The following is a 3,054-nucleotide window of genomic DNA, read 5'->3' as shown; positions in this document are numbered from 1 at the left end:
CCAAAACTCATGGCAGAAAGGGCCAGCAACGTAGCGCCCAGCCCACTACTTTTGATGAAATTCTTATTCATTATTCACGTCCTCACTTAACCGGATTTAGAGACGATTCCCGGATTCGGGAACCACCGTCGCCGTAGGTACACCTACGTTGCGGTGCAGTCACTGAATAAGAACCACACGGGCTAGCGCAGGCAAACCAGAAGGCGAGCACAATCAGAAGTCCAGCGAGTGCTTATGAACAGCAAAATCATAGGAGAGAGCACATGCAATCTAATTATTGTTATGTCAGCTACCAACACTTTTTCTCACATACACTGGTAGACAAGTGGACAACCGAGCGAAAGATATTCCACCCATGCGACAGCGCTGTCAAACAAACGGAAAACTGAGGCGACACAGAAAGATAAAATCGCTGTCCGACATCATCAGAAAGCTATTCTAAGCGCCAAATTTGGTACACAACTTATACACCGGCTGAACTGGTCGCAACGGATGAAACAAAATCGCCCGAAAAATTGGCCGCCTCAACACGACCATCCAACAAAATCCGTACGTACAGTGTTTTCGCTTGCGACGTATTTGCAACACTCACCAGATAATAACCGCGCCCATTCTCATATATGTGCGCTGCACTTGTAGGCAAATTGCGCCAGCTCTGATCCAGTTGCGCCAGCCCCAAGCCGGGCTGTGCATTGATGCTCGCATCGCGCGCAGTCGCCAGCGCAATTTCTACTGCCTTCTTCATCGTGACTGGTGCGTGCTCATGCCCTTCATGCGCTTGTGTAACCGGCGCCATTAACACCATCTGTACAACAATGAACACTTGCAACCATCTACGCATAAGAACCTCACTGTTATTAATTATTTGCTAAACTGCCGCCTCTTATTTTTTGGGCAGCGCGCTGCCTACGCAGGAAATATAAAAATACATGAATGACAAACTCTTCATCCGCTTGCAACACCTTATTCCACAGCACGGCCTTTCACGCGCTGCGGGCTGGTTGGCAAGCAGCCATAACCCGCTCATTAAAAATACTTTTATCCGGTGGTTTGTAAAACGCTATCAGGTGGATATGAGTTTGGCGGCCGAAGAAAATCCGCTTGCTTATAATTGTTTTAACGACTTTTTTACCCGCGCCTTAAAAACCGGAGCGCGTCCAATCGATGGCGCAACCGATTCAATCGTCTGCCCTGCCGATGGCGCCATCAGCCAATTGGGCAAGATTATTGATGGCCGTATCTTTCAAGCCAAAGGCCAAAGTTACACCACCGTGGAACTGCTCGGTGGTGATGCAGAACTTGCTGCAGAATTTACCGATGGCACCTTTGCCACTGTGTATTTATCCCCGCGCGACTACCACCGTGTGCACATGCCCTACGGCGGCAAACTGCGTGCGATGGTGAGTGTTCCCGGCGAATTGTTTTCGGTCAACACGGTCACTGCTGAAAATGTACCGCGCCTGTTTGCGCGCAACGAGCGCGCGGTCGCTATTTTTGATACCGACATAGGCCCCATGGCTGTCGTGTTAGTCGGTGCAATGATTGTGGCGGGCATTGAAACTGTGTGGGACGGGCAAATCGCGCCCTTTGCCAGCCGCGATATAGCCACCTCACTTTACCCTTACCAAAACATCACCCTAAACAAGGGCGATGAAATGGGCCGCTTCAAACTGGGCTCAACTGCTATCGTATTATTTGCCAAGGATAAAATCCTCTGGGATGAAAAATTCCGCGCAGGAGCCCCCACCAAAATGGGCGAGCACATGGGTAAGAAAATCTAACGCCCTGCTACCATAAAAATCTTTTTTATAACGCACAAAACAAACAGGCCGATCAATTGATCGGCCTGTTTGTTTTTCATGAGCATCCCAATTATTACTGCTGATCGCCAGGATAATCTTTGCGAAGCTCCAACGGTTTATCTTGATGTTTGCGCAATTTGATATTGATCATCTCCACGCCGAGCGAGAAGGCCATGGCGAAGTAGATGTAGCCTTTAGGTACATGCACATCAAAGCCTTCAACCAACAGGGTGAAACCCACGATAACCAAAAACGACAACGCCAGGATTTTGATGGTGGGGTGTGCATCAACAAAATCACCTATCGGTTTAGCGGCAAACAACATCACGCCTACGGCGATGATAATGGCGGTCGCCATAATCGGCACCTGACTTACCAGACCTACTGCAGTGATCACTGAATCGAGCGAGAAGACGATATCCAGAATGGCAATTTGCACCAACACAATCATCAAACCATGGGCTGCGACATTGCGCTCAGTTTCGATAGCACCTTCGAGACTGCTGTGAATTTCATGGGTCGCTTTGGCAATCAGGAACAAACCGCCGCCGATCAAAATAATGTCTCGTCCGGAAATGGCTTCGCCGAGCACCGTAAAGAGCGGATCAACCAAACCCATAATCCATGCCAGTGAAAAAAGCAGCGCCAAGCGGGTGATCATCGCCAGACCCAAGCCCACATTGCGGGCAAATTTGCGCTGCTTCTCAGGTAAACGACCTACCAGGATCGAAATAAAAATAATATTGTCGATCCCTAATACAATTTCCAGAGCAGTCAGTGTTGCCAAAGCAACCCAAGCTTCCGGGCTTGTTAACCATTCAAACATCATTCAACTCTCATTGATTAATAACACTCAACCCCAAAAAGATTCAGATAAGGGTATTGCACAAAAAAACCTGGTAACCATAAGGCAATCAGGTAAGGGGCTTATTGTAACCTGTCCACTACAGTGGCAGGCAATTGTGTCGGTGGGATCAGGTGCGGGTGGTTAGGCGGCTGAGCAACGCCATAAGGCCTTTCTTTTCATTTTTCATCAGGTAATGATCGCGGATACTAGCGATATCCACATCATAACTGCCAGGTTCAAGATCCCGTGCAATTTCAATTTTCTCAATTTCATAGCGGGATTTTTTGCCCGAGTCGAGCAACTCCTGCTTGCGCTTGTCGTCTTCCGATAAGTCCAGCAGCAGATACTCGTCCAAGGGTTGTTTGTAGGCATCCAGCACCACAAAGACACGCGGTTTTAAACGGC

Annotated in this window: 3 protein-coding genes and 1 pseudogene; 1 reads left to right on the top strand and 3 read right to left on the bottom strand. The window is 48.6% G+C overall.

Annotated elements, in window-relative coordinates:
• Positions 1-463: 463 nt before the first annotated feature.
• Entirely contained in the window at positions 464-841 is a 378-nt protein-coding gene (locus tag ACWA6V_RS19980) for a DUF6488 family protein (protein ID WP_449524139.1), read from the bottom strand.
• 88 nt (positions 842-929) lie between these two features.
• Between ACWA6V_RS19980 and asd the strand changes: the two genes are divergently transcribed.
• Positions 930-1,781: an archaetidylserine decarboxylase gene (gene asd, locus ACWA6V_RS19975; RefSeq protein ID WP_449524138.1), complete on the top strand. Its 852-nt coding sequence runs from the start codon at positions 930-932 to the stop codon at positions 1,779-1,781.
• Positions 1,782-1,875: 94 nt separating this feature from the next.
• Here the strand turns inward: asd and ACWA6V_RS19970 are convergent, their stop codons facing one another.
• A complete protein-coding gene (locus tag ACWA6V_RS19970; RefSeq protein WP_449524137.1) occupies positions 1,876-2,631 on the bottom strand; it encodes a TerC family protein in 756 nt (251 codons plus the stop codon).
• A gap of 145 nt (positions 2,632-2,776) precedes the next feature.
• Positions 2,777-3,054, bottom strand: a pseudogene (locus ACWA6V_RS19965) (HD-GYP domain-containing protein); the annotation flags it as partial.

This window comes from Cellvibrio sp., from assembly GCF_053579595.1.
The sequence above is the reverse complement of the archived record's forward strand: the minus strand, read 5'-3'. Positions and strand labels throughout refer to the sequence as shown.